19 protein-coding genes and 2 pseudogenes are annotated in these 22,920 nt (G+C 70.1%); 8 read left to right on the top strand and 13 right to left on the bottom strand.

Translation table 11 applies throughout. From position 1 onward, the window contains the following. The first annotated feature begins 21 nt into the window (after nucleotides 1–21). Nucleotides 22–1,203, top strand: coding sequence for an ATP-grasp domain-containing protein (locus tag WMF14_RS29205; protein ID WP_437791276.1), 1,182 nt, complete (start codon nucleotides 22–24; stop codon nucleotides 1,201–1,203). Between the two features lie 4 nt (nucleotides 1,204–1,207). Here the strand turns inward: WMF14_RS29205 and WMF14_RS29200 are convergent, their stop codons facing one another. The 3 genes from WMF14_RS29200 to WMF14_RS29190 form a co-directional block, all read right to left on the bottom strand. Then, nucleotides 1,208–3,838 (bottom strand): DUF5916 domain-containing protein, encoded by a 2,631-nt coding sequence (locus WMF14_RS29200; RefSeq protein ID WP_437791273.1) that lies wholly within the window; start codon nucleotides 3,836–3,838, stop codon nucleotides 1,208–1,210. Nucleotides 3,839–4,114: 276 nt separating this feature from the next. After that, nucleotides 4,115–4,384, bottom strand: a complete 270-nt coding sequence (locus tag WMF14_RS29195; RefSeq protein ID WP_437791271.1) for a hypothetical protein — start codon at nucleotides 4,382–4,384, stop codon at nucleotides 4,115–4,117. A 525-nt stretch (nucleotides 4,385–4,909) separates the two neighbouring features. Next, nucleotides 4,910–5,653 carry a formylglycine-generating enzyme family protein gene (locus WMF14_RS29190; protein ID WP_437791269.1) on the bottom strand — a complete coding sequence of 248 codons (744 nt, stop codon included), beginning with the start codon at nucleotides 5,651–5,653 and terminating at the stop codon, nucleotides 4,910–4,912. 125 nt (nucleotides 5,654–5,778) lie between these two features. Here WMF14_RS29190 and WMF14_RS29185 point away from each other — a divergent pair, with 125 nt between their 5' ends. The 3 genes from WMF14_RS29185 (at nucleotide 5,779) to WMF14_RS29175 (ending at nucleotide 9,137) form a co-directional block, all read left to right on the top strand. Next, complete coding sequence (locus WMF14_RS29185; protein ID WP_437791268.1) at nucleotides 5,779–6,516, top strand: hypothetical protein; 738 nt, start codon at nucleotides 5,779–5,781, stop codon at nucleotides 6,514–6,516. 169 nt (nucleotides 6,517–6,685) lie between these two features. Further along, complete coding sequence (locus tag WMF14_RS29180; protein ID WP_437791265.1) at nucleotides 6,686–7,498, top strand: hypothetical protein; 813 nt, start codon at nucleotides 6,686–6,688, stop codon at nucleotides 7,496–7,498. Nucleotides 7,499–7,514: 16 nt separating this feature from the next. After that, the gene (locus tag WMF14_RS29175; RefSeq protein WP_437791263.1) at nucleotides 7,515–9,137 is read left to right on the top strand and encodes an NFACT RNA binding domain-containing protein; all 1,623 of its coding nucleotides are present in this window, start codon (nucleotides 7,515–7,517) and stop codon (nucleotides 9,135–9,137) included. A 48-nt stretch (nucleotides 9,138–9,185) separates the two neighbouring features. On the opposite strand, the gene WMF14_RS29170 is transcribed toward WMF14_RS29175, so the two are convergent. From WMF14_RS29170 to WMF14_RS29145, 6 genes are all read right to left on the bottom strand, one after another. Continuing rightward, nucleotides 9,186–9,644 carry a tellurite resistance TerB family protein gene (locus WMF14_RS29170; RefSeq protein WP_272094173.1) on the bottom strand — a complete coding sequence of 153 codons (459 nt, stop codon included), beginning with the start codon at nucleotides 9,642–9,644 and terminating at the stop codon, nucleotides 9,186–9,188. 25 nt (nucleotides 9,645–9,669) lie between these two features. Further along, entirely contained in the window at nucleotides 9,670–10,449 is a 780-nt protein-coding gene (locus WMF14_RS29165) for a HAMP domain-containing protein (protein WP_272094172.1), read from the bottom strand. 480 nt (nucleotides 10,450–10,929) lie between these two features. Then, the gene (locus tag WMF14_RS29160) at nucleotides 10,930–12,453 is read right to left on the bottom strand and encodes an SOS response-associated peptidase family protein (RefSeq protein ID WP_437791260.1); all 1,524 of its coding nucleotides are present in this window, start codon (nucleotides 12,451–12,453) and stop codon (nucleotides 10,930–10,932) included. Between the two features lie 107 nt (nucleotides 12,454–12,560). Further along, complete coding sequence (locus WMF14_RS29155) at nucleotides 12,561–13,934, bottom strand: extracellular catalytic domain type 1 short-chain-length polyhydroxyalkanoate depolymerase (RefSeq protein WP_437791258.1); 1,374 nt, start codon at nucleotides 13,932–13,934, stop codon at nucleotides 12,561–12,563. 627 nt (nucleotides 13,935–14,561) lie between these two features. Then, the gene (locus WMF14_RS29150; RefSeq protein WP_437791256.1) at nucleotides 14,562–15,368 is read right to left on the bottom strand and encodes an alpha/beta fold hydrolase; all 807 of its coding nucleotides are present in this window, start codon (nucleotides 15,366–15,368) and stop codon (nucleotides 14,562–14,564) included. A gap of 63 nt (nucleotides 15,369–15,431) precedes the next feature. Further along, nucleotides 15,432–16,304 carry an alpha/beta hydrolase fold domain-containing protein gene (locus WMF14_RS29145; protein ID WP_437791253.1) on the bottom strand — a complete coding sequence of 291 codons (873 nt, stop codon included), beginning with the start codon at nucleotides 16,302–16,304 and terminating at the stop codon, nucleotides 15,432–15,434. A gap of 113 nt (nucleotides 16,305–16,417) precedes the next feature. Here WMF14_RS29145 and WMF14_RS29140 point away from each other — a divergent pair, with 113 nt between their 5' ends. After that, nucleotides 16,418–17,326 (top strand): LysR substrate-binding domain-containing protein, encoded by a 909-nt coding sequence (locus tag WMF14_RS29140; protein WP_437791251.1) that lies wholly within the window; start codon nucleotides 16,418–16,420, stop codon nucleotides 17,324–17,326. Nucleotides 17,327–17,350: 24 nt separating this feature from the next. Here WMF14_RS29140 and WMF14_RS29135 read toward each other — a convergent pair whose 3' ends face one another. From WMF14_RS29135 to WMF14_RS29125, 3 genes and pseudogenes are all read right to left on the bottom strand, one after another. Beyond that, complete coding sequence (locus tag WMF14_RS29135; protein ID WP_437804317.1) at nucleotides 17,351–18,100, bottom strand: SDR family oxidoreductase; 750 nt, start codon at nucleotides 18,098–18,100, stop codon at nucleotides 17,351–17,353. A 498-nt stretch (nucleotides 18,101–18,598) separates the two neighbouring features. Beyond that, nucleotides 18,599–18,802, bottom strand: a pseudogene (locus WMF14_RS29130) (LysR family transcriptional regulator); the annotation flags it as partial. Nucleotides 18,803–19,330: 528 nt separating this feature from the next. Next, the gene (locus WMF14_RS29125) at nucleotides 19,331–19,843 is read right to left on the bottom strand and encodes a DUF1801 domain-containing protein (protein ID WP_437791249.1); all 513 of its coding nucleotides are present in this window, start codon (nucleotides 19,841–19,843) and stop codon (nucleotides 19,331–19,333) included. 157 nt (nucleotides 19,844–20,000) lie between these two features. Here WMF14_RS29125 and WMF14_RS29120 point away from each other — a divergent pair. From WMF14_RS29120 to WMF14_RS29110, 3 genes and pseudogenes are all read left to right on the top strand, one after another. Next, nucleotides 20,001–20,159, top strand: a pseudogene (locus WMF14_RS29120) (beta-xylosidase); the annotation flags it as partial. A 665-nt stretch (nucleotides 20,160–20,824) separates the two neighbouring features. Next, on the top strand, nucleotides 20,825–21,199 hold the full coding sequence (locus WMF14_RS29115) for a molecular chaperone DnaJ (protein ID WP_437791246.1): 375 nt from the start codon (nucleotides 20,825–20,827) through the stop codon (nucleotides 21,197–21,199). A 297-nt stretch (nucleotides 21,200–21,496) separates the two neighbouring features. Continuing rightward, entirely contained in the window at nucleotides 21,497–21,847 is a 351-nt protein-coding gene (locus tag WMF14_RS29110; RefSeq protein WP_437791244.1) for a hypothetical protein, read from the top strand. 161 nt (nucleotides 21,848–22,008) lie between these two features. Here WMF14_RS29110 and WMF14_RS29105 read toward each other — a convergent pair whose 3' ends face one another. Then, nucleotides 22,009–22,782 (bottom strand): SDR family NAD(P)-dependent oxidoreductase, encoded by a 774-nt coding sequence (locus tag WMF14_RS29105; protein WP_437791241.1) that lies wholly within the window; start codon nucleotides 22,780–22,782, stop codon nucleotides 22,009–22,011. Nucleotides 22,783–22,920 lie beyond the last annotated feature (138 nt).

Genomic DNA, 22,920 nt, shown 5'->3' with positions numbered 1-22,920 from the left:
CGCCGCGGGGAGAAGGTCACAATGGCACACGTGCTTCTGGTGGGTGGACACGAGGATACCGTCGGGCGGATCACCTCGACCGGCGTCAAGCTGACCGTGTTCCAGAGTCGCGCCATGGCGACACCGCAACAGGTGGAGTCGGCGACTCGGCTCTTTGTTTTCAACTATGAAGATCTGAACGAGACGCTGCAGCTCGCCCGCGCCGTCCACGCCGTCGAGCCCGTGTCGGCGGCCCTCTCCTTCACGGAGTACGGTCTCGAGCCGGCTGCCGCGGTCTGCGAGGCCCTCGGCGTTCCGGGCAACCCGCCGGGCGCCGTCCGCGCGACCCGCGACAAGGTCGAGATGCGTCGCCTCCTCGCCGGCAGCGACGTCGGCACGACGCGCTTCTCCGAGTGTCCATCGTTCGAGCACCTCGAGCGCTTCCACGCCGAGATCTCGGGCCCCCTCATCCTCAAGCCCGTGCGCGGCTCGGGGAGCGAGGGCGTCTCGATGGTGAGGGACGGGCAGGGCCTGCGCGCCGCGTGGGACCGGAGCTCGGCCGCGGGGGTGCTCCCCCTGATGGCGGAGGAGTTCATCGACGGCGAGGAGATCAGCGTCGAGACGCAGAGCGTGGACGGGCGGCACGAGGTCGTCGCCATTACCGAGAAGCTGACCACGGGCGAGCCGGGCTTCGTCGAGGTGGGGCACCAGATGCCGGCGCGCTTCGACCCTTCGGAGGCGGAGCGCATCTCTGCGTGCGTGCTCCGCTTCCTCGACCGGATCGGGCACCGGCACGGTCCGGCTCACACGGAGCTCCGCCTGTCCTCCAGGGGGCCCAGGATCATCGAGTCGAACACGCGCCCTGGCGGCGACTTCATCTGGGAGCTCGCGCTCCTCACGCGCGGGGTCGATTTCGTGAAAGAGACCGTGCGGGCGCTCGTCGGCCTGCCGCAGGAGCCCCGCCGTCCCGTCGCCGAGGCGGCGGCGGTCCGGTTCTTCGCGGTCGACGGGGGCGCGCTTCAGGCCATCGAGGGCCTCGACGAGGCGCGCGCCATGCCCGGCGTGGTCCGGGTCTCCTGCTCGGCGAAGCCGGGCGACGCGCTCGGTCCGATCCTCTCCAGCGACTCGCGTCAGGGGTACGTGATCGCGACGGGCGCCTCGCGCGAAGAGGCCATCTCCCGCGCCTCCGCAGCGCACGCGAGGGTTCGCTTCGTCCGCGCGTGACCCGTCAGAGCGGGAGGAAATAGGAGAGCTTGACGAGCCCTACGTCCACCGCCGGGGCCGCGCCGAGCAGCGAGGGGCGGAGCGTCGCGATCGCCCCCTCGGCGAGCTCGACGAGGGGCGCCTGCGCCCGCGTGTACACGACATAGAGCGTCGATCCCAGGGCGTACTCCCACCGGAACACCACGCTCACGTTGAGCGCCACCTCCTCGACATCGGGGTTCGTCGCGGGGGGCGCGGCGGGCTGCAGGGACTCGAGCGTGACGACGCGCGGCGCCCCGTCGCCGCGCGTCGCCGAGGACGCGGAGAAATCCGAGAAATGCGCCGACGCGAGGAACAGCTGCCCGTAGGCCTGCAGCGTGATCCGTGGCGTGAAGGTGAACGTCGAGCGCACGGTCCCGCTGACGCTGCGCGCCGAGAGGCGGCCGAACAGCAGATCGTCCGGGCCGGGGCCCGATCCGGCGTACCGTGGCTCCCCGTCGGTCAGGAACACGCTCGAGAGGAGATCGAGCTCGAGCTGAGAGACGGGGCGCAGGTTCAGCTCGCCGTCAAACCCCACGTTCCTCCCGTTCCCGCGGAACTGCAGCGTGGAGGTGAGCTTCCCGGCGACCGGGGCGCGCGGGTCGGTCGAGACGGTCTGCACCGTCTCGATGGCCGGCGCGCGCTCGAGCGCTGTGCCGTCGCCCACCTCCCGATCATCGAAGTACGCGCCCATCAGCGCGACGTTGGCGAGGACGCTCCAGTAGCCGCGGAGCTTCCACGATGTCTCGACCTGGACCGTGCGCGCGAGCGCCAGTCCGTCGAAGTTGTTCTTGTAGCTGCCGAAGAGGGACGTGTGCGTCTCGAGTGTCGCCCACCACGGCTTCAGCGTGCGGTATTCGATGTTGATGCCCAGGCGCTGGAGGTTCTGCCGCTGGAGGTACCCGAGATCGTTGAGCGCCACCTTGGGCGCGTAGATGTCGCCGTAGAGCTCGCCGACCCAGTGCTCACCGCCATCCTTGATAAGATCGAGGAGCGCGCCGGGCGCGACGTCTCCCGACGCGATGACGGTGCCGTCTCGGAGGCGCTGCTCCGGTCCTGCGGTCACCGCGGTGGCGATGGCCTGGCCCTTGATGGTGTAATCTCCTCCGCGGGAGCGCCAGCGCCCGTCCACCCCGCCGACGAAGGCATTGCGAAAGCACCGGGCTCCCACCTCGGTGACAGACCCGTCGGGGCACAGCTGGCTGGGCGGCGCGCCGGCCTCCCCGGGCACGCTGGGATAGGCGGCCGAGCCCGAAAGGAACTCGGGAACGTGCCCCGGCTCGCCGCGCAGGGCGGCTGTGCCGAGGAGCGCGACATGCGCGTTGTCTCCGAGCTCGCGCTTCACGCGGAGGAAGCCGTAGAGGGCCGATGGCTCCGTGAGGCGCAGCTCCCTGGGGCCCGTCGCGGGGGCGATCTCGACCGAGTTGGGCGCTGTCATCGCGGTGAGCGCGCTCATGGACCAGGAGGGCCCGAGCGTGCCGGCGAGCTTGGCGGCGAACGGGATGGTCGTCGGGCCGGGCACGTCGGCGAGGCGCTCCCCGTAGGGCGCGTCGGTGCGCACGGCGGGCCACGGCGGCGCGAGCCCGATGCGGCGCGTGTAGAGCACCTGGATGGGCGTCGAGTACGCGTCGATCCCCGAGAGGAAGAAGGGGCGCAGCTCGGGGAACAGGACCTCGTAGTTCGTCAGGTTCAGGACGCGCTGGTCCGCCTCGACCTGGGCGAAGTCGGGGTTGACGGTGGCGTCGAGCGTGAGGTCCTCGGTGATGTTCCATGCGAGGTCGAGCCCCGCCGACGCGGATCCATCCACGCCGCTGTCAGCGATGGCGGGGTCGATATCACGCTTGCGGATCTGCGCCAGCGCGAACGGGCGCAGCGCGAGCTCGACGCGCGAGGGCACGTCGCGCAGGCCGGTGAGGCGACCATAGTGGGAGACCTCGCCGCCGACGGCTCGTGGGATGAAGGCCCATTCGTCCGTCTCCTGGCGCGCGGACACGTAGCGCCGGACCTGAAACCCCCATGCCATGTCGGGCGCCGCGTCGAACCGGAGGATCCGGTAGGGAATGCGCATCTCGGCCGTCCATCCCCGAGCCGTGCGGGCGGTCCGAGCCTCCCACGCCTCGTCCCAGTCCGCGGAGATCTCGGTGTCGTTGTAGCGAAGGCTGTCGTAGAGGACTCCGGCCGCGTTGACGCCGAACTCGAAGGCGCTCGTCCCCGCGGAGCGGCTGTCGATGGCGACACGCACGTAGTCTGACTCGATCTCCCGATCGCGGCGGGTCAGCCGGGCGCGGAGCGGGGCAGAGCGCTGCTCACATTCCACGGCGACGTAGAGCGCGTCGTCCCCGTACAGGACGCGCACGAGGGTCCGCTCGACGGGCGAGCGCCCCTCGTCGGGGAACTTCTGGACGAAGGCGTCGCTCGGCGTCGCGCTGGCCCATACAGCGTCGTTGAGGGCGCCATCGACGGCGGGGGGCGTACGGGCCCGCGCGGCGGCGATGCGGGGGCGCCCGACCGAGGTCGGCAGGGGCGCCGGGGCTGCGGGGCTAGGGCTGGGCGGCGAGGAGCGCTCCGGCGCCGGGTTGGTCAGGGGTCGCTCGGAGGAAGGGTCCGTCGTGGTCATGCCTGACGGCGTTGGCGGCGGCGCGGGCGCCGAGTCGGTCTGGGCCGCCGCTGGGCGCGGGCCCCACGAGGCGGCGACGGCGAGCAGGATTGTGGCGGCGGCGCCCGTCGGGCGGCGGCGAAGCCGCGTCTCCAGGATCACGCGCCGAGGATAGTCGAGCGCGGCGGGGAGGAGGAAGCGCAAACGCCGCCGGCAGGAGCGGCAGGCTGCGGGTCGAGTCGCCCCCTGCCGAGGTGCATGCGAGTCGGCCGATCCGCGCCTGCCGAGCCGCATTGATCACTGGCAAACCGGGAATTGCGATGAGGTGGATTGCTCGGCGGTGGTGGTATTGATCGAGGTCTCGATCGTCTTGCCGAGGACGTCGGTCACACGGACACGCCATGGCGCCTGCCCCATGTCGCCGCTGCCGACGCGCCAGTAGTTGTACGGCTGCCGCGTGGCCTCCGTCCAGCGCCCGCCGACGTACACCTCGAGCTTGCGCACCGGGGTGCGATGGCCCTGCACGCGGAGCTCGTTCCACCACGCGTTGCCCGGCTCCTTCAACACGATGGATACGTTCTCCTCGACGGGGCAGGTCGATCCTCGCCTCCTCTTCCTCGCCCCCTGTCGCGACGGCGCACGCGGCGGCGACCAGACCGAGGAAAGATATCGCAACAGCGGAACGACAAGCTCCCAATCGCATCCTGACTCTCCAAGCCATCGGGGCGCCGAGACGGCGCACCTGGCGATGTAATAGACACGGATTGATCATCTGGCCATCGCCTGATGGTCAATCAGATCGTTTTGGGAGACAATCACTCTGAAATGTTCGTCTGCGGCCGGAGAGCACCCGCAGATTCGTCGAACATTTCACCTCAAGCACAACAACCTGCGATGGGGCCAGTTGTCCACATCAGGCGCCATGTGCTCCCACGGTGCAGCCAGTACGCCATATATCCCTGCATCCAAGGGGCCGCGTTCGCTCCACGGCAAACGGGGCTCCGATCGAGGATCACCTGGCATTCCGGTCTTCTCCGCTCCGTGCAATCGGTGACCGATCCTCTCGCCGGTTCGCCCTCGGGGGACCCTGTGCTACGGCCCTGGCCGCGGATCCTTGCAGCAGCGAAACCCGATCTCGTAGAACCGGAACATCGGTCCATGCGAGTCGTTGGTCCCCCGGCACCCGGCCCACGGCTTGGACCAGTAGCCGCCCTTCAGCGACGAGCGGTGTGGCCACTCGGGGCGCGAGGTCGATACCCACTCTTCGACGTTGCCGACCATGTCGACGACGCCGTACGGGCTCACGCACGCCGGATACGAGCCCGTCGGCTCTCCCTGCCAGAGCCGCTGCGTCTCGGCGGCCCGCACCGCCGGGTCGTCGGACGCGAGCCGCCGCTCGCTGATCCCTCGGTACGGCTTGCTCACGTTGCAGGCGGCCGGATCGTGCGCGTGGCCGTAGGGGAAGGGGAGCGCGGACGGCCCCTCGCACGCGAGCTCCCACTCGAACTCGGTGCAGAGGCGCTTGCCGACGGCGGCGCACTCCCGCTCGGCCTCGATGAAGCGGAGCATCACGACCGGCAGCGCGCCGGCCCGGTTCGGCCACTCGTGGCGGTCCATGCACGTGCGCACCGGCGTGAAGCGCGGCTCGGCGGCGAACAGGCCGGGGAAGAAGTCGAAGCAGTGGCCGCCGCGGTAGCTCGTGCAGATCCGCTGCACGTTCTCGGCGTGGGTGCCCTCGACGAGCACCATGTCGGACGGGCAGGACGCGGCGGGTCCGGGCCGGGGCAGCGCGTCAGCCTGGGCGAGCAGCGGGGCGAGCAGGAGGTCGAGGAGCACGCGGCGGGTCTCTATCGCAAAGCGGCGCGGCGGACGAGAGGCCGCGCGGCGGCTCGCCTCGATCCGCCCGTCGCGCCTGTGCCGCGCTCGCGCTCGGGCGCGCACCTGGGCTATTCTCGCGGCCCATGGGAATGCCGCTGCTCAGGATGCGCGCCGCTGCGCTCGCCGCCCTGGCCTGGGGAAGCGCTTGCGGTGGAAACGTGGTGGTCGACGGGATGCCCGACGGATCGGGAGGCGCCGGGGCGACGAGCTCCAGCGCGGTCAGCACGGGCGCGCTCGCGGTCAGCGTCGGCGTGGGCGGCTCCACCGCGGTCGGCGCCGGCGTTGGCGGCTCCAGCGCGGTCAGCGCCAGCGCGACCGCCACGTCAGGGACAGGGAGCGCCTCCACCGGGGCGGGCGGCGGCGATTCCTGGGCGATGTGCATGAAGTTCTGCGAGACCTATACGGATACCTGCGAGCAGGTGGAGCCGGGTCAGTGCGAGGGGTTCTGTAAGCAGTATCTGGGCGAGGCGCCCCAGTGCAACTACCTGCTTTCCAAGTTCTTCGACTGCGCGACGAACGGCGGCGTCGACTGCGACTTCGCCCTGGAACGCTGCCAGCCGTTCCTGGCCAAGTACGACGAGTGCCGGGGCAACGGTCGCTGCTCGCCGCTCGAGTGCTTCACCGATTTCGACCGGGCCTGCTTCTGCAATGGCTCGTGCCCGAACGCGTCGTTGGGGGTCGAGTGCCACCCCGACATGCACGACGGGTTCGTCTGCTCCTGCTTCGTCAACGGCAAGGAGCTGGCCACGTGCCAGGATGTCGGCCCGGCGTGCGAGCTCGCCCATGGCTGTTGCGAGCCGTTCTTCGACGAGTTTCGCTGAGGGACGCCCGCGCGGCGTCCGCCATGAGGGACCAGCCGGGGAGCGCGGCGCAGGGCGGAGCGCTCGCCGAGACGATCGCGCGCTGCGGGGGGCGCGGATCGACGCGGCGCTCGCGCCCGGGCGCGCACCTGGGGTATTCTCGCTGTCCATGGGAATGACGATGCTCAGGATGCGTACCGCTGCGCTTGCCGCCCTGGCGTGGGGGAGCGCGTGCGGTGGCAACGTCGTCGTCGATGGGATGCCCGACGGGTCCGGAGGCGCCGGAGCGACGAGCTCCAGCGCCATCAGCACGGGCGCGTTCGGCTCCAGCGCGGTCAGCACGGGTGCGGTCTCGGTGAGCGCCGGCGTAGGCGGCTCCGGCGTGGGCGGTTCCACCGGGGTGACCGTCGGCGTGGGCGGCTCCAGCGCAGTGGGCACCGGTGGGGGCGGCATCGGCGGGAGCGGCTCCAGCGCGGTCAGCACCAGCGCGACCTGGATGGCCACGTCGGGGACAGGGAGCGCCTCCAGCGGGGCGGGCGGCGGCGAGGCCTGGTCGGCGTGCGTGCGCTTCTGCGAGCGTTACGCGGAGACGTGTGGAGCGTCGGAGCCGGGCGGCTGCGGGACGATGTGTGACACGGAGCTGGCCCAGGCGCCCCAGTGCAACGATCTGCTCATCCCGTTCTTCGACTGCCTGACGAACGGCAGGTTCGACTGCGACGTCGTCGGGCCCCGGTGCCAGCGGTTCCTGGACGAGTACGACGTGTGCGCGAACGGCGACGGCTGCCCGGGGATCGAGTGCGCCGGCGATCGCGACAGGGCCTGCAGTTGCAAGGGAGCGTGCCAGGGCTTCGTCGTCGCGGCCGAGTGCCGCGCCCAGGGCGCCGGCAAGACCGTCTGCTCCTGCTTCGTCAACGGTGAAGAGGTGGCCTCGTGCGAGGACCGCGGCGCGGCGTGCGAGCTCGGGCTGCGCTGCTGCGGGCCGTACTTCGAAGCGTTGCGCTGAACGAGCCGCGTTCGCCATGGAGGACCACCCGGGGAGCGCGGCGCAGGGCGGGGCGCTCGCCGAGGCGCTCGCGCGATGCGTGGGGGCGCGGATCGACGCGGCGCACGCGAACCCGGCGACGGGGCTCGTCGCGCTCGCCGTCTACGACGGGACGCGGCGCGTGCTCGGCGCCGGCATCGGACCACGCGTGGCGGGGGCAGGGATCCTGCCGAGGCTGCCCCGGCTCCGCGCCGGCGCGTCGCACCCGCTCGTCGCCGCCATGAGGGCGCACCTGGTCGGCCGCCGCGTGCTGGCGATCGAGGTGCGGAGCGACGGGATCGTGATCGTCGCGGGGGGTGGCGATGCGGTCATGGTGGAAAATGACCGAGGGAGTGCGGAGGCCGCACCCAGGTTGGAGGTGGCCGAGGTGGCCGCACCCGAACCCGGGTTGGGGTTGGCCGCGGCCGAACCCGGGTTGGTGCCGGCGGCAGTTCCCGAACCCGGGTTGGGGTTGGCCACACCCGAACCCGGGTTGGGGCCGGTGGTACCCCCACCCAGGTTGGGATCGTCCCCGGGGGCGCGGCTGGAACTCGCCCCAGGACGCCGCGGCGAGGCGCGCCTGCTCGACGCCGCCGGCCACCTGATCCTCCGCTGGCCGCCTCAGGGGGGCGCCCCCCCGGCGGCGATCGCCTACCCGGCGGATCCCCTGGCCGCCGGCGCGGCGCTGGTCGAGGCGAGCGACGATGCGGCCGCCGGGCAGGAGAAGGCGGCGCTCGCGCGCGCCGTGAAGGCGCGGCGCGCGGCGCTCGAGCGCAGGGCCGAGGCGGTGCGCGGCGATCTCGGGCGGCTGGGCAGCGTCGCGCGCCTGCAGAAGACGGGGCAGCTCCTGCTCGCGCAGGCCGCCCGCGTGCCGCGGGGCGCCGCGAAGGCGCTCCTCGACGACTGGGAGACCGGCGGCAAGATCGAGGTCGCGCTCGACCCGTCGCGCCCCGCCAAGGCGCAGGCCGAGGTCTTCTTCGCCAAGGCGCGGCGCTACCAGCGCGGCGAGGCGGTGATGCGCGCGCGCCTCGCCGAGACCGAGCGCGCCCTCTCGGCGATCGCCGCGCTCGAGGCGGACGTCGCCGCGGCGGAGGCGCGGCCCGAGTCGCTCGAGCCGCTCGCGCAGCGCGCCCGCTCCCTCGGCGTCTCGCGCGCGGAGCTCGCGGGCGCCGGCGAGCCCGGGACGTCCGGCGCCCGCGCCCCCGGGGCCGGGCGGCCCGCGCCGAGGCGGCCGTTCCACGCCTACCGCAGCGCGTCCGGCGCCGCGATCCTCGTCGGCCGAGGCGCCGAGGACAACGACGCGCTGACGACGAAGCACGCGCGCCCGCACGACCTCTGGCTTCATGCAAAGGGCGTCACGGGGTCGCACGTCGTCGTGCCGCTCGCGAAGGGGGCGAGCTGCCCGGCGGACGTGCTCGTGGACGCCGCGACCCTCGCGGCGCACTTCAGCGACGCGCGCGGCGAGGCGGTATGCGAGGTGAGCTACGTCCAGCGCCGCTACGTGCGCAAGCCGCGCGGCGCGGCCCCGGGCGCGGTGGTCTTCGACCGGGAGAAGGTCATCGCCGTCCGCATCGAGGGCGATCGCCTCTCGCGGCTGCTCGCGACCAAGGAAGAGGGCTGACGCCGCGCGCGGTCTGCCAAGGCCTTTTTCCCTCGGCGGAGGCCGCCGTCAGGCGGCGAACGCCGCCCGGACCTGCTCGTTCAGCTGATCGAGCCGGCGCGCGGGGAGCTCGGCTGCGCGGGCGAGCAGCTCGATGACCGCGCGCTCCGCGTCGGAGATCCCCTCGCTCGCGTGGGCGACCGCCAGCGCGATGAGGATGCCCTCCTCCACCGCGTCGCAGTCCATGAGGATCTCCGCGAGCAGGCGCACCCGGGGCTCGACGCCCGCCGCCGCGATCACCTTCAGGCTCGCCTCGATGAGGTAGCGGACGAGCTCGGCGTTGAGCTGGGCGCCCAGCATCGGCTCGATCAGCTGCCGCAGGGCGTCGATCTCCTCGGCGTCGACGGTGCCGTCGGCGTTCGCCACGAGCGCGCCGAGGTCGACGATCGGGGTCGGGTTGTACTCGTTGAGATCGAAGCGGGCTCGGAGCAAGCCGGCCGCCTGCTGGATCAGCTCGGGAGGCTTCATGTCGCCTCCGCCTCGGCGATTCGCCTCATGACTCACCACCTTTCGGAGCGCGGCGCCGCACCGTCTCGGACTCGCTGAGGCCGAGGCAGAGCTGCGCCCGCAGCGCGCGCAGCCCCGCGAGCACTTCGGCCGAGGCCGACTCGGCCTCGGCCCGCTGGATGGCCGCGTCGAGCGAGGCGAGCCTGCCTGTCTGGAGCGCCTTGAGCGAGTAGGTCATCTGCACGAACGTGTCGAACAGGTCTCCGAGCTCATCGCCCTTCCGCAGCCCCTCTCCGATGGTGAGCCGCGTCGTGCCGACCTGGCGGCACAGGCGCTTCATCTGGTGAACCGGCCCCACGATGCGCTGGGTGATGAAGATCCCGAGCACGCCGAGGACGGCGAGCAGGAACGCGCCGCCGCCGACGAGGATGCCGAGGAGGCGACCTTGCAGCGCCTCGACGTCGGCGCGCCGCCTCGCGACCTCTGCCAGGTTGCGCTCGTACTCGCGGTTCGTCTTCTCGAGCTCCTCGTCGAGGGTGCTGCCGAGCTCGGCGCCGTCGCCGCCCATGGCGGCGGTGCTCATCTTGAGGATCTTGGCGCTGTTCGCCGCTTCCTTGAGCGCGAGCTCCGCCTGGGTCGCCGCGTAACGCGCCTGTTCGTTCGCGACGCTCGCGGTCTGCCAGATGACGAGTCCGAGCGCCACCATCACGGCGAGCACCACCGAGACCAGGAGCCCTGTGTATTTGAGCTGGAATCGCGGGTTCAGGAGCAGCTTGCGGCGGGATGCCGGGCGGGCTGTGGCGCGATCCTGGGCAGGTGAGGTCATGAGGGCTCGTCAGCGGGCGTGCGGTATCGTCGCGTCCCCAGGATAGACCAGGAGCGGGCCGCGCCGGTGCGACCCCCCACGAAAACGCACTGCGGTCTCCGTGGTACAGCATTCCGTGCGCCGGTCGCAAGGGCCAATCCGCGGGCGGGGGCTCCGACGCGGTTCGCGGCTTGTAAGGGCCATGAGGCGGCGGTGCTGGTTATCCGGGGCCGGCGCGGCACCGACACAGAGGCGCGACGTGATGGCGGCGCATCCGACCGGGGCACCATGTGCGCTCCTGTCGGGCCCAGTCGGGGCGCAGGAGGTCGTCGGAGTCGCGGGAGGCGTCGTTCGGCCCGGCCCAGCTCAGGAAGAGCAGCGGCACGGGCGCCCCGGTCACTCCCCATCTCATCGTCACGAGCGACGGGCTCCAGAGCGGGCTCGGGGGGCGTTCTTTCCGGCGCCCGAGGCGCTGCCGCTCTACCACCACAAGGTCTTCAGTCACCTGAGGCAACCGCAGGCGAGCGAGCCTTCGCGCACCGAAAAGCCGTCGGCGTCGGCGTCGTCGGTCCAGAAGAACGGTTTGACGCCGCCGCTGCACTCCGCGTCCGGCGCGAGCGCGATGCCTTCGTTGTTGGAGTCCGGCAGCCCGTTGGGATGCGCGAAACGCCGCTCCAGCACGAAGCGCCCTAGCGCGTCGTCGATACCGAACACGGCGGCTTGGTTGTCGCACGTGTCGTCGCAGTGAGCCCACAAGCTCCCTGTATCACGGTCGAGCTCGAGCCCCATCACGCCTGCGAGCGGCGTCGAGATGCTGGCCACCAGGGTGGCCGCGCCGCTCTCGTGATTCAGCGCGAAAGCATACACCTTGCCGGTCTCTTCCACGCCCACCAGAAACAGGCCGGCGCCATGCTCGCCGTAGTCGCTCGGGACGTAAGCTCGAGCCTTGCTCTCGTCGAAGAAGTGGTGCGCCGTGAGCAAGCTGTCGGCCGCCCAGGTGACCGCTTCCAGACCCGCGTTCGCGTCGACCTCGGGCAAGAGCGCGGTGAGGTTCCACTCGTGAGTCGCGGTCAGCGTCGCTCCGGCGGCCCTCACATCGTAGCGCAACACGGACAGCCGGCTCACGGACGGATTGTCCGTGTCGCGCTCGGCGCACACGTAGACGCCCGCGGCGCTCGTGGCGGCGAGCGTCACTCCCTCCGCGTCGGGCGTGCCCTGGCCGTTCGGGTAACGCAGCCGTTTGCCGGAGGCCCAGCCATTGGACGTGTCCGGCGCGTAGCGCCCTCCGCTCTTCAGCAACCGAAACAGCTTGGAGGAGAGGTTGTTGGTCGCCCACAGCACTCCGGGCGCCTCGTAGGTCAGCCCGCTCAGATCGCTCTCGAACGCGTCCTCGCTGTCGAGCGTGCGAACCTCGGCCTTGCCGGGCCACGGCGACAGCTGCGTCGAGCCCGCCGGGCACGCGCCGGCGCCGCCCGCCCCCGCGCTCGCCCCACCGGCTCCGGCGCCGTCGGCGCCGCCGGCGTCCGGGGTGCCGGCCACGCCGGTCGAGCCCGCGACAGCCGCAGCGCCGCCACTCGCCCCCGCACCGCCTGCTTGTGCTGCGCTCCCGCCCGAGCCTCCTGCATTGGACGAGGCGCCGGCCGCCGACGTACCGCCTGATCCGCCCGATGGCTCTGGCAGAGGCGGCTCGCTCGATCCGCTGCCGCACGCGGCCAGCCATGCCATCGCGACGACGGTCGCGTAAGACCGGAGGTTCATCGCGCTCGCGGCGCTTTCTTCCATCACCAGCGGCATGTGGTCACGAACCTCGGCGGCTTGGGCGTTCGGCGCGGCCGTCACGATCGCGCACGAGTCGACGACTTCACCGTCCGGCGACCTCCAGCGCGACCACAAGCCGGCAAACGCGAACAACTGCCGTGACAGCCGAAATTGATACGGCTGCTTCTTCTCACCCTCGGCCTTGAACTGTCGCCAACCGGTCGCCGGCACAAACCAACGATAGCGCTCGAGCGCGCCACGCCACAACGACTTGTGTCGAGATCCTCCGCGACGTGGAGCAGAAGAAGACGGCAAACGCGCCGTGGAGGGTTCGTGGAGGGCGTGGCGCCGTAAAAGGCAGGGGTCTTACGCGCTCAGCGAGGGCGGCGCTTCGGGCGACCGAGCAGCAATCCCAGGGCCGCGAGGAGGAACCCCGCCTGGGCGCCGGAGTCTCTCGCGTCGCTGCCCAGGGCGCAGCTGCAACCGGAGCTCGAGCTGTCTCCTCCCGTCGAGTCGCCAGCTCCCGAGCTGGCGTCCTGTCCATTCGCCCCCGCGGACCCCGAGTCAATCGCGCCGCCGCTGCCTACGCTGCCGCCTGAGCCACTTTCCATGGCCCCGCCCTCGCCACCGGTTCCTGCCGTGCCACCAGCACCGCCGGTTCCTGCCGCGTTAGCCGCACCACTGGTTCCTGCCGCGCTACCCGCACCACCGGTTCCCGCCGCGCCACCCGCGCCACCCGCGCCATCGGTGCCGTCGCCACCGGGAACAGCGCCGGGACACGCTGCCGTCTCTGGATCCTGACCGCCGGCCTTGTCGAGGCCGAAATAGGCGGCGACGGCGGGGCCGTCGAACGGCACAGCGTGCCCGACGCCGTCCATCGCAAACGTCTCGTAGACCGTGTAGCCGCAAGAGCTCTTCCAGAACTGGCGCGTGGTTCCACGCTTTGGCGTGTCGGTCCCATCCGCGGTCTCGCTCAAGCCCAGAAGGTTCGTCCACTCTTTGACGTCCTCAGCCATGTTCTTGTAGTTGAGGACCGTGTCGGCGGTGCCGTGCCAATGCTGCAGGCGCGGGCGATGGCCGGTGTAACCGGGATAGTAGGAACGAACGAGATCTCCCCACTGCTGCCCGGTCTTCGTGACGTTGCCGCCCCCGCAGGGGCCGCTCCACTGGGCCGAGTTCCCCGTCCCGGTGACGTCGTTGTAGCCCTCGGCCCAGCAGCCACACGGAACGCCCATGAGCGACACGCCGGCCATGAACACGTCGGGGTACACACCGAGCAGCGCCTCGGTCATGATGCCGCCCGATGACCCGCCGACCGAGTACACGCGGCCCCCATCGCCGTTGTACTTCGCGAGCGTGTATTTCACCATCTGGACGATGGCCCCCGTATCGCCACCACCGCCGTGGTGGAGCGATCTCGTCGATCCCGCGTCCCAGCAGTTCTGCCCGGTGGCCTCCGGGAAGATCATGATGAAGCCGCTGGTGTTCGCTATGGAAACCAGGCTCGACATCTCGCTGAACGTCCCCTGGCCATTGCCCTGGCAATGATGGGGAGCGACGACGATGGGAGGCTTGGTCGCCAGCTTGTCAGGCACGTAAATGTACATGTTGACGTAGCTGGGCAGGCCGTCCGCCCCCCATTCGCTCTGGTTGACTTTTTGTAGCGACGCCCCGCGCGCAGGCAGCGCGACGAGCAGCGCCAACGAGAGCGATGCGAATCCGAGAACGTGATTTTGAAGTTGATTCATCGGACGGAGATTCTATATCAACGCCAACCTGGCACGCAAGTCAGCACCGCTTTGCTTCGCGCGCTATAAATCTAGAATTGCCGCAGGTAGTTCCAGACTTCCTGCGGCATCCACGACATGTGCTGCCCGGCGTCGTTCGGTGACGGGGTATGGCCGCCGTCGTAATCACACCAGCGGGTGGGATGCGCCTCTGAGCAGCCCTCGTGGTCTGAGCAGGCCTGGCCGCCGGAGCCAACACGAGACGGCATCGGTTGGCATCCATCCCAAGGGGGGTGCGAGCCAGGCGCGCCGCGGACGGGCGTCTTCCGGAGTGCGCCCTGATGTCATCCCAGCCGAGCCCACCTGCAACGCCTCCTTTCCCCCTGCGTGCGCCTCGTCTGGAGCCATGGCGCAACCGTCGACGTGAGCGCGCAGGAGGAGTCAGGGCCCGGTGCGCAGGACGGCCTATCCAGGGCAAGGCAGAAGAAGCTCCGGAGCACCGAATGTGAACGCTCACATGTTCGGCGTCAACCACAAACTGGCGCGCGGTGATCGTCGGCGAGCGCGGGGTCCGCGTCTGGCGGGGAACAGAGCTGGTGGCGCAGCGTGACCGCGCCTTCGAGGTGCCTCAGGCTCGCGTCATCGGCCTCAGCCGCGCTGTTCGATGAAGGGCTCGAGGAGCGAGAGCAGCGTCTCCGGCTGGTCCTCCGGGAGGATGTGCGCGGCGTTGTCGATCGTGGCGGTCGCCAGGTGGGGGGCGACGCCTTGGAGCTGCCCGGCCAGCGCCCCGCCGATGACCCCTCCCGCGATCGCGAGCGTCGGGATGTCGAGGCGCCGCGCGCTCGTGATGCTCGCGATCTGTCGCGCGCTCTCCGGCATCGCGCGGTAGTGCTCGCACATGCAACGAATGGATTCGCGACCGGAGTAGGCTCGAACGAAGGCCTCGCGCGCCTCCGGCGCGACACCGCGACGCTCGTAGGTCCCGATCGCGAGGAAGTAGTCGACGTAGGCGGCCTCGTGGCCTGCGATGAGCGTCTCCGGAAGCTCGGGGACGCCGTGGAACCCGAACCACCATGGAGCGCCACGCGAGAGGAAGCTCTCGGCGCCGGGCAGCGTGCCCACGAGCCCCTCCATCAGGGCCACGCGGCGAACCCGGCCCGGTGACGTCATGGCAAGCATGAACGCGGTCTGGACGCCGAGATCGATCCCCACCGCGGCCACGCTCGCGACGCCGAGCACGTCGAGCAGCCCCGCGAGGTCTCCTGCGACGGTGGTGACGTCGAAGCCCATTCGAGCGCGCTCGGTGCCACCGAGCCCGCGCAGATCCGGCGCGATGACGAAATAACGATCCGCCAGCGCGGCGATGACACGACGCCATAGGAACCACGTGTGTGGAATCCCATGGACCAGGAGCACAGCGGGCCCCGCACCGGCGATCGCGACCTCCATGCGCATGCCGCGTACATCGACGTTTCGGACATCGAAGCTGTCTCGTCGCATTGTCGCCTCCGTCCTCCGTTACCGGTCGATGCCCTGGCGCAAGAACGCGCCGGCGAGGTCGAGCGCGTCGCGCGCGGCCTCGAACGTCGCGACGCTCCTCGGGAACACGTGGGGCATACCCTCCCAGACATGGACCTCAGCGCCGGCGAGCGCATCGAGGCGAGCGGAGTCGTCGAGCAGGATCTCGGCCGTGCCCACGTGAACCTGGACAGGCGCGAGGTGATCCATCGCGCCGTACAGCGCGGAGGCGCGCGGATCGCGAGGGTCGTGCCCGCACAGGTAGTGACGTGCGCCGGCCTCGAGCGCCCCTCGGGAGAGCACCGGATCTTCGAGGGCCCTGGCTTCGATGCTCGCGCCAGTCATGGACAGATCGGTCCATGGCGAGAGGAGCACGCCGCACGGCGCCTTGCGCTGAGCGATCAGCAGGGCGAGCGCGAGCCCGCCGCCCGCCGAGTCTCCGGCGATGGCGACCCGCTCCACACCGAGCTCGCTGGCGAGGCCGAGGTGCGCATCCCTTGCATCCTCCCACGCGGCAGGGAAAGGGTGCTCCGGCGCCAAGCGGTAGTCGGCGACGAACACGGAGATGCCTGCGCGGACCGCGAGCTGGCCGGCGAAGTGGCGGAACGCGCGAGCGCTGCCGAGGATGAACGCGCCGCCGTGCAAGTAGAGGATCGCTCGACCGGGCCGCGGCGACGGCGGGATGCACCATGTGCCCGGCACCCCGCCGACGCGAGCCTCGCGGTGCGAGGCGCCCGCGCCGGGCGGCGTGAGCTCGATGAGCTGGTCGAACGACGCTCGCGTCGGAGCGGCGCGGCTCTTCGCGAGCTGGGAGCGCAGCGCGATCATCGCGTCGCGGTCGGCGGAAGAGAGCGGGTGATGGATTTGCGGCATAGGCGACCTCGGCAAAGGGGTGACGTCGTGAACGAATACGACCTCCCACGTGGCTTGAGAACGGCGTCGCGGAGGGTAAGATCCATTCCTGGTCGGAATAAACGGAGCGGCGCATGGATAGACTGGAAGCGTTCAAGATCCTCCTTCGAGTCGTCGAGACGAGGAGCTTCTCGGTGCCGGCGCGCGAGCTCGGCGTGGGTCAGCCCGCCGTGAGCAAGACGATCGCGCGTCTGGAGGAGGAGCTCGGGCTCCGGCTGGTCGGGCGCACGACGCGACACGTGAGCGCGACCCCGGCCGGGCAGCGCCTCGTCGACGAGATCGGGCCGCTCGTCCGAGCCCTCGACGAGCGCGTCGCGCGGCTCGCGCGCGGCGATCGCGCGCCGAGCGGCACCGTGCGTATCGCGGTCGCCCCAGGCTTCGGCCGCGCCTGCGTCGTGCCGGTCCTGCGGGCGCTCCGCGCCGAGCACCCGGGCATCTCCGTGGAGCTCGCCGTCTCCGATCGGCTCGCGGACCTCGTGGCCGACAACATCGACCTCGCCGTTCGAGCTGGGGCGCTCGGTGACTCGGGCCACGTCGCGAGGCGCGTGGGGGAGACGCCGCTGCTCACCGTGGGCTCGGCGGCGTACCTGGCGCGCCACGGCGAGCCGCGTGAGCTGCCCGATCTCCAGGAGCACGAGTGCGTCGTGTTCTTCACTCGAGGCGCGCGGCGCGCGTGGCGATTCGGGCGGCCGGCGGCGACGAGCCATCACCCTTCACGTGTGACCTTCCTCTCGAGCAACGCGGACGACATCCGCGCGGCGGTGCTCGCCGACGTCGGCCTCGCCCAGGTGCCGGGGTGGCTCGTCGCGCAGGATCTCTCGACCGGCGCCGTGAGGGCCGTCTTGCGGCCGCACGAGCCCGAGCCCATTCCTCTCTTCTTCGTGCGGCCGGCTCAGAAGCGACCGCCGGACCGCGTGCGCGTGGTGGAGCAGTTCCTGCTTCGTGAGCTCGCGCGCGAGCCGCTGCTGGACATGGGGCGCTGAGCCGGCCGCCGTGGCGTGACGCGGTCACACCTGCGCGGAGCCTCCATCGACGAAGATCTCGGTGCCCGCGATGAAGCTCGCGTCGCCCGATGCGAGGAATGCCACCACGTTCGCGACCTCGCCTGGCTCTCCCATCCGGCCAAGCGGAATGGTGGAAATCGCCTGCGCCTTCATCGCGCTCCGCGTCTGCTCGTCCGGGGTGAGGCCATCCCAGCCCGGCGTCTGTATCGGACCGGGGCTGACGACGTTCACCCGGATGCCGCGCCCCTTGAGGTCCGCGGTCCAGGTACGCGCGAACGAGCGGAGCGCGGCCTTCGTCGCGCTGTAGACGCTCGTGCCTGCGAAGCCCTTCGAACCGACGACCGACCCATTCAGGATCACTGCTCCTCTGTCGCGCAACAATGGAAGCGCCTTCTGCACCAGGAAGAAGACGCCCTTGACATTGACGTCGAAGTGACGAGCGAAGGTGTCCTCGGTGACCTCGGGGAATGGGGCAGCTTCGACGGTGCCCGCATTCGCGAACAGGATGTCGAGATGGCCCTTCTCCGCCTTGATCTGGGCGAAGAGGCGATCGAGCTCATCGAGCTTTCCCGCGTCTCCCTGGACCGCAGTCACGTTCCTGCCTATGCTCGTAACCGCTGCCTCGAGCGCGTCGCGGCGCCGCCCTGTGATGAAGACGTGCCCGCCGCGGGCGACGAGCTCCTTCGCCGAAGCGAGACCGATGCCGCTGTTGCCGCCAGTAACGAGGGCGACCTTCCCTTCAAGCTCATTCATAGATATCCTTCTGTGTCTTTGGGGATCGACCCCTCGGCGCGAACCAGGGCCGAGTCGTCTCCCCAGATCAGGCAATCAACGTTGCGACCGTACTGCGTGGCCCGTCAGCGCGGCGATGCCTCGATGGCGGGTTCGTTCCGACGTTCCAAAGCACGACGGAGGGCCTCATGTGCGTTACGCGCAAACGCTGCCTCCACACGCGTCCCAGGAATCAAGTCGGCTCCGTGGAACGTTCCTGGATACGCGTGCAGCTCCGTCGGCACTCCTGCGCGCACGAGGCGTGTCGCGAAGGCGAGGTTCTCCGCGATGAACAAGGGCACGAGCTCGGGATCGACGAGGTGCCTTGATTGCATGGTAAATACATATCAAGCGAACTTCGCTCGCGCACCGGGGCTCGCGGTTCACGCTGACCGGACAGAATTGTCCGGGATCGACTCTGCGACGGCCAACGCGAGGTGAACGGCCTGGACCCTGAATCTCGGCGAGGATACGCCGTCAACGCGCAGCGAAGCGCGCTCCCTCCGGCGTGAGTCGCAGGCTGCGGCTGGTTCGATGAAACAGCCGGAAGCTCGCGCGCTCCTCGAGGCGCGTAATGCTCTTCCCGACAGCGGACGCAGAAATGCCGAGGACGCGAGCGGCTGCGACGAAGCTTCCGCTGTCGACAACCTGAACGAAGACGTTGAGGGAACTGACGCTGTCCATCGCGAACACAACGTAATCCGGACCCCGGCCGCGTACCAGGACGGGGAGCCGGGGCTGAGCAGCGCCAGGAAGATGGCGGCTCCCGGGCGCCGTCCTGGGGGAGTTTCTTTCTCCCCGGGTGGTGAGCGCCAGCTGCACGCCTCAACAGCGCAGGGTGCCGAGCGTGCGGCATCTGCCTTGACACCGGCGACGCGTCGAACCTGCTGCGGAATCCCGTGATGCAAATCCCGCACGCTGGTACCCCGCCACACCTGCATCGGCCTGCTCTTTTTCTGTCACCTATTCATCTGGCACGTCGGGGAAAGGGCATGTCTTGCAGCAGATCGTCGATGCAGGACTTCCAGGTGGAGGGCTCGAGGAGCTGCGAGAGCTCGTCGGATGAGCCTGTCGCGACCCACCCAGGTTTGCGCACCGCCGCTGGGTCAGTAGCGGCGGCCGAGGCCGCTCGTCAGTCATCCAGGGTGCTCTCGCGCTGCACCGCTGCGGACAGGCACGCTCGGCCCCGCTCGCCCGCTACCAGCGCAGGGGTTAGATCCATCGGAGCCAGGCGCGCAGCACGGACTCCAGCGCCGCCCGCTTCGCCTGGACGTCCTCTCCGTTGCTGAACGTCACGAGGCAGCGATCCTTGGCAAGCCACTCCAGCAAGCCAGCCGGGTCCGCGATCTCGAGCCCTTTCGCCGCTGTGTCCTTCACCTTGGCTCCGAGGTGAAGGATGAGCCGGACGCGGTCCTTTGCGCGCAAGTTGAACGTGGCAAAATGCTCCGTTGTCCGGAAGCTCGGCGCGTTCCACTTGATCTCCTCGCGGATCGCCGGGCTGACGCCGAGGATGATCTGCCGGAGGGCCACGATCGCCTCCTTCAGCGGATGATCCAGCTCGCGCAGGAACGCGACGACGGCCGGGCTCTCCTGCGCGTCGGCGGGCTCGGTGGGCGTGGCGCGCGCGGCGGGCGCTCCGGGGGCCTCCCGAGGCTCGCGCCTTTTGGGCGACGCCTTCTGCGCCTTCGCGCGCGGCTTGCTCGGCTTCTCGGTTGTGCGCTTCATGATGTGTTGTACGCCTGACTCGATGGCCCGAGCTCCAGCGCCCTTTCACGGGATCTCGCGTGACCCGACAGCCATGATCGGACGCGCTCAGCGTTAGAAAAGACGAACCGACTCGAGGATGTCAAGGCGAAACCGCCGCACCCGCTCATCAGCCGATGACGGCACGGCCTACATGATCTCGGCCGCGCGCGAGAACGCCGATCTGCACATCTACCGCCTGACGTCCGATTACCTGAACGTGACCAGCCTGGTCCAGATCCTCTGGGCCGGCTCGTGGCGTGAGGCGCCGGCCATGTTCAAGCGCAACGGCGTGTACTAACGTCTGCTTCGCACGATCCTGCGGTCTGGCACCATGATCACGGGGTTGTGGTCCTCGCCCCCCGGCATCGAGCGCCACCCTCGAAGGTCGAACAGCGTTCCCTGTCGGCTCGGCCGCCGGAAAGTCGAGCGCTCTTCCGCCTCGTCGGCCGCGTCGCCCACGCGCGCCCGGTTCAGCCCGAGCCGCTGGCATTGGACTTCGAACAGCCGCTGGATCGCCGCCCAGCGCGGCCCGCGCCCTCGAAGCGCGCACCGACGGCGGCCTCGTTCATCTTGCCGCCGGTCGGCCCCGCCCTCGTTTGCGACGACCACGGTCACCGAGCCGTAGACCTCGCCGAGGGGCCCGTCGGCATCGACAGGCTGCCGATGCTGCCGAGCCCCGCCGAACCCCTCGATCACGGCCTGCGCGCGCCCTTCTCTTTCGCGGGACTAGCGCGTCACCGCCGCGACGGCGCGGCGCGACGTCGCCGACCACGATCAGATCGTCCGCCCCGTCTGCGGGCCAAACGACGCGGATCTCGCTCACGCCGCGCGACGCGGACGACAGCCGCAACGCACAAAATGGAGGATCGCCCCAGGCGAAGCTTCCACGAGCCACGATCGGCTGTATGCTCTCGGGCATGAAGGACCCGAAGCACCTGCCCCGACCCGAGGGCCAGGCTCATGGCTGGTGAATCCTGCGGCATCTGTGGCGGCGACGGCCGCATCGCCAACTCGTTCTCCGGCACCACCGCCACCTGCCCGGGCTGCCACGGCACCGGCCGGCGCTCGGACGACACCGGCTTCCGCGACGTCACCAAGACAAAGCCTTCCCACTTCCGGCAGCCGAACAAGCAGGCGGCCGTCGAGAAGCCGCAGGGACCTGCGTCGCTGGAAGGCATCCAGCTCGCCAGGGAGGTGAACGCGGTTGCACATCTCTCCAGCGCGACGAAGTCCAAGCTCACGCTCGAGATCATGGAGCATGAGGCCACCCACGGAAAGTGCACCCAGACCTTCATCAAGAAGGTCCGCAAGCAGCTCCGTCCGCCCGGATCGTGATCGGCGAAGGGCAGCGGTGAGCACCCCTTCTCGGGTGGTGGCGACGTCACGAAAACTCAAGGCGCCGGCGGCAGAGAGGATTCCAGCCCTGCCGCCTTGAGATACCCTCAGAAAGTGCACGTTTCCAGCTGGCCAATTTGGATCGCGCTCCTTGGCGTCTCATTCGCTTTGCCCACGGCGTGTGGCAGGGCCGATGACGTCGACGGTTCGGTTGCGAGCGGCGGGACATCGGGCGGCGGGACATCGGGCGGCGGGACGTCGAACGGTGGGGTATCGGGCGGCGGGACAAACGGCGTCATGATCGCCGCCTCGGTCGACGCGCTGCACGATCCGGCGCAGAACCTGATCGACAAGACCCATGGTCTCGACGAAAACGGCGCTCAGGTCCCCGGCCGCGGCGACATGCCGAACCAGCACGACATCCTCACCGGCTCCGACGTCAACGGCATGTCGATGGGGGTGCACTGCGACAACTGGACAAGCTCCGCCGAGACCGGCGTGACCGTTCGGGTCGGCCACCACGACCGCATGGGCGGCGGCGAGATGCCGACCTCGTGGGTCTCGGCCCACACCACCAGCGGTTGCTCGGCCGAACGCTTCGTCGAGACCGGCGGCGCCGGCCGGATCTACTGCTTCGTGGCGCGCTGAGCGTCAGCAGCGAATCCGTCGGCAAGCACCGCGCTGCTCGTGGTGCACGATCACGACGAGCCCGCAGGCTACGCTCGGAGGTCGAACAGCGTCCCCTGCCGGCTCGGACGCCTGAAGGTCGACTGCCTTCGGCACGGTCATCTTGAGGTGAGTCTCCCCAGCTAGCCGAGGCGATAGCCGCCGTCGACGTCCCAGGTCGCTCCCGTGACGAAACCGCTCCGGCGTTCGTCGAGCAACGTCAGCGCGATCTCGGCGATCTCCGCGGAGGGCGCCATTCGCTTGATCAGGTTGGTCGCGATGTTGGCCTCGATGAGCCCCGGTATCGCTCGTTCAGCGGTGTGCATCGCGGGCGTATCGGTGGCGCCGGGACAGAGCGCGTTGACGCGGATCCCCGCGGGAGCAAGCTCGATGGCCCAGGCCTTGGCGAGGTAGACCTGCGCTGCCTTGGTCGCGCCGTAGGTGGTCGTGCCCGGCGTGGGCATTCGGGCGGCACACGAAGAGATCAAGAGAACCGCCGCGCCCGGGCGGCCGGTCATGGGCGCGACCGCCGCCCGGGTGAACAGGATGGTCGCCCGCAGGTTCACCGCGAGCATCCGATCCACGTCCTCGAGCGATTGCTCCCCGACCGTGCCAGGGAGCAGGACGCCGGCGTTGTTCACCAAGAGGTCGAGCCCTCCATGGCGAGCCACTGTTTCGGCCACAGCCCGCTCGGCGCAGGAAGCGTCCGCGACATCGCCGACCACGAAAGAGGACGCGGGGCCGAGCTGCTGGACCGCTCGGGCGAGCTTGTCTTCCCCCCGCGCGACGAGCACGACGCGGGCGCCCTCCTTCACCAGCCCTGCTGCGATCGCGAGCCCAATCCCCTCGCTCGCGCCGGTCACCAGCGCAGATTTACCTTCGAACCTCATCGTGCCTGCATTTTCGGGTGTCGTCATCTCCACCCATCGTTGCGCGTTTCGAAAGCGGATACCAGCGGGGCGTTTCGCTGATCATCGGCCCACCCCACGACACGCACGCCCTCCGGATCGAGCCATCCGGTGATGGGGGTAATGAACGATCGTTCAGGGCCGGAT

This window comes from Sorangium sp. So ce693 (assembly GCF_051521375.1).
In the GTDB taxonomy this organism is placed as follows: Bacteria; Myxococcota_A; Polyangia; order Polyangiales; family Polyangiaceae; genus Sorangium; species Sorangium atrum.
Note: the sequence above shows the minus strand (reverse complement) of the source record. Positions and strands in the feature narration are given on the sequence as shown.